This is a genomic window from Mesorhizobium sp. M7A.F.Ca.CA.002.05.1.1 (genome assembly GCF_003998335.1).
GTDB lineage: Bacteria > Pseudomonadota > Alphaproteobacteria > Rhizobiales > Rhizobiaceae > Mesorhizobium.
The window spans coordinates 1-3,292 of record NZ_RZQI01000681.1 but is presented as its reverse complement, the minus strand read 5'-3'; the positions used below and the strand labels follow the sequence as shown (position 1 = coordinate 3,292).

General features: G+C 62.0%; 3 protein-coding genes and 1 pseudogene. 2 read left to right on the top strand and 2 right to left on the bottom strand.

Annotated features, from left to right (window positions below; translation table 11 throughout):
• The coding region (locus EN939_RS26525; RefSeq protein ID WP_335930807.1) for an endonuclease/exonuclease/phosphatase family protein at positions 1–409 on the bottom strand (409 nt) is incomplete at its 3' end.
• Positions 410–575: 166 nt separating this feature from the next.
• A complete protein-coding gene (locus tag EN939_RS26520) occupies positions 576–2,126 on the bottom strand; it encodes a cation:proton antiporter (protein ID WP_127270713.1) in 1,551 nt (516 codons plus the stop codon).
• A 125-nt stretch (positions 2,127–2,251) separates the two neighbouring features.
• Between EN939_RS26520 and EN939_RS26515 the strand changes: the two are divergent.
• Positions 2,252–2,868: pseudogene (locus EN939_RS26515) on the top strand (glutathione S-transferase family protein).
• A gap of 32 nt (positions 2,869–2,900) precedes the next feature.
• Positions 2,901–3,292, top strand: a 392-nt coding sequence (locus EN939_RS26510; RefSeq protein WP_164751234.1) for a hypothetical protein, incomplete at its 3' end; no start/stop codon positions are given.

The following is a 3,292-nucleotide window of genomic DNA, read 5'->3' as shown; positions in this document are numbered from 1 at the left end:
ACAACCCCCGCACCGGCCCTGCCGGGGTGCGGATCATGCATTCAAGCGCGGCGTTGCGGGTGTTGAGCGGCCGCTGCGTGCGGCGCATCGGCAGCGCATGCAGCCGCGACCAGACGATCGGAAGTTTCGACAGCAGCATGGTGCCAAACTGGCGGCGCCGATTGACCAGACGGCCGTCGCGCCTTTCGCTGGCATCCATGTCGAAGGCCGGGCCGTAGACCCAGTGATGTTCGGGCAGCAGACGCGAAAGCAGTTCCGGCTGGTCGTCGAAATTGCTGCGCTGCCAGTGCCGCTCGACCTCTTGCAGCGCAATGATGTCGGCGCCGGCAACGATGCGCGCGGCGCGCGAAAGATCGTAGCGGCCGTCGCCGCCGAACCCGTACTGGATGTTGTAGCTGACCAGCTTCATTGCTTATCCGGCTCAATTTCGTGTTGGCAGTAACGGTTCGATGCCACGGTGGCAATGTGCAGGAGAATGGACGTGGCTTGGACCAGCCTTGCCCTTCACCGGGATCATGCACCGATCCCGAAGCACTTCGATATCTTCCGTGCGCCGGAAAACGGCGTGCGATGCCTTATGTATTCAGCGGCTGGAAACGGCCGGGTGGCGACGCCGCCAGTTCGGTCCAGTCGATCTCTTCCTCAAGGCGATGATAGGCTTCGTCGCCAATCGTCCCGTTGCGGCGCAATTCCTCCAGCGCGTCGCGCTGGCTCTTGATCGCATAAAGACGCAAGCGGTCATATTCGGTCGCCGCCTGGGCATCGTCGGGATTTTTGGCGATCTTGCGTTGAGCGGCATATTGCTCGCGCACCGCGGCCGCCGCGTCCGATGTCTTGCCGCTCAATATGTCGAGCGCGGCTTGCATGACCACGACGCGCGCCTGCGCGATCTCGCGGTCGACCGTTTCGTCAGGGTCGAGGTTCAGCAGGCGCAGCAGCGGCTTCAGGCTCATGCCTTGCAGCACCAGCGTGCCGAGCACAACCGTGAAGGCAGCGAGCACGATCGGGTCGCGGGCCGGGAAGTCAGCCGGCAGGGCGAATGCCGCCGCAAGCGTCACCAAACCGCGCATCCCGCACCAGCCGATCAGCACGCCGCCACGAAACGACGGAGCGTCACGCTGACGATCAGCCACGCCGAAACGGCCAAACCACCTGATGATCGCGCCGCACCCCAACACCCAGATGAGGCGTGAGACGATGACGATGGCAAGCACTGTCCCAGCCAGGACGAACGCATCGGTCTGCCCTTGCCCGGCAAGCCGGCCGACGATCGTACGCGCCTGCAGGCCCATCAGCACGAAAGCCAGAACATTGAGCACGAAGACCGCCGTCTCCCAGACCGAATAGGAGCTGATGCGGTTTCTGGCCGGCATGCGGCGCGGCGCGGTGCGGGCGATCGTCATGGCATAGACGACTATGGTGATGATGGCCGACAGTCCGATCCTGTCGGCCAGGATCCAGACCCCGAATGTGCCGGCAAATTGCACCACAGTGCCGCTCGCCGGGTCTTCGATCCGGCCCAGCGTCATCAGAGACACCCGGCCAAGCAGGTAGCCGGCCGCAAGACTGCCGAGCGTGGACAGCAGGATCATCGGAACGGCGCTGCTCAGCAGAATGGAACCTGCCGCCGCCGAAATCGCCATCCGGTAGATCAGCAAGGCGGTGGCGTCGTTGAGCAGGCTCTCGCCTTGCAGAATGGCAGTGATGCGGTGCGGCACCTTGAACTGGCCAAGCACGGCCGATGCCGCAACCGCATCGGGCGGCGCCACGATGGCGCCAAGCGCTATGGCCGCGGCGATCGGCAGGCCTGCCATCGCCCAGCCGGCAAGTGCGACCGTCGCTGTCGTGAAAAGGACGGCGCCAAGCGCCAGCAGCACAAGCGGCACCCTGTAGCGGTTGAGATCGCGCAGCGAGGTATCATAGGCGGCATCGAGCAGCACCGGCGCGATGAACAGGGCTAGCGCCAGTTCCGGATCGATCTCTATGGTCGGCACGCCAGGCACGAAGGCGATGGCCACCCCGGCCAGCGCCAGCAAAGAGGGATAGGGAACCTGTACGCGCCGCGACAGCGCCGTCAGCGCGACAGCGATCAAAAGCAGGACAAGGGTGAGTTCGAAAAGAGCCATGGGCTGTTACTTCAGTGAGACGGGATTGCCGGCGCAGATATACCTGCAGGATGGGGTCGATTGGCCATCAAACTCAAGCCCTCTGGCAGTACGCCTTAAACAGCCTCTTGCCGTACAAGAATGGCATGATCCTCATCGGCCAGTATGACTCGCCTTTCGTCCGCCGCGTCGGAATCGCGCTGACCTTGTATGGAATTGCCTACGAACATCGTTCCTGGTCGGCCTTCGGCGATGCCGACAAGATTCGGCCCTACAATGTGCCGATACTGGGGCTCGACACAATGGCGAGGTGCTGATCGAGAGCCATTTGATGCTCGACTACCTCGACAGCCTGGTTCCGGCCGACCGACGGGTGTTTCCGGCGACCGAACCGGCGCGCCATCAGGCGCTGAAGGTCTCGGCCCTTGCGACCGGGCTGGGCGACAAGGCGATCAGCCTGTTCTACGAATTGCGACTGCACGAGAAAGTCTCGAACCTCTGGATCGGGCGCTGCCGTACACAGATCGAAGCTGTTCTGGCTGTGCTGGAGGCCGATCGTCAGGAGGGGCCGACACCATACTGGTTCGACGGCCGCATCGGTCACGCCGACATCGCGGTTGCCGCGGCGCTCCGCTTCATCGACGAGGCCCATCCCGGGCTGGTTTCGCTGACGGGCTTTCCGGCTCTGGAAGCCCACGCCACACGGATGGAAGCCCTGCCGGTCTTCCAGGCGATTTCGAAGCCCTTCATCGCGCCAGCTTGAGGCCAGGCCAGCATAACAATCAGCCTTGACCTATGAAAACCAACGGTCGTTTATTACTGGTCGCCAAAGTCATGTCGCAACAATTGGCTGATCGAGGACCTCCCATGCTGAGATTGTCCGCAACGCTGTTCACATTGATACTGCTCTCGCCGGCGGCTGGCGCTTCCGCGTTATATGATGAATTGGCGGCGGCTAAGATCAAACTTCTGGGAACGACGCGACCGGATCCGGGCATGGGGCTTTGGGCGCAGAAGACTAACGAGACAATGATGTCTCTCATCGAAGGGAAGTGGATCGACCTTGGTTATTCCGACCTGACCAACGAAGACAACATGAAGAAATACTGTGATAAATTTGGAGAGTCCTTTAAGAAATTGACGGACTATTCCTTCGACATTATTGGTCCGGTTACCCGTTCGAAGCA

What these genes read in the sequence shown, in the direction of transcription:
- EN939_RS26520 (WP_127270713.1), bottom strand. Translation starts at nt 2,126, where the DNA reads ATGGCTCTTTTCGAACTCACCCTTGTCCTGCTTTTGATCGCTGTCGCG.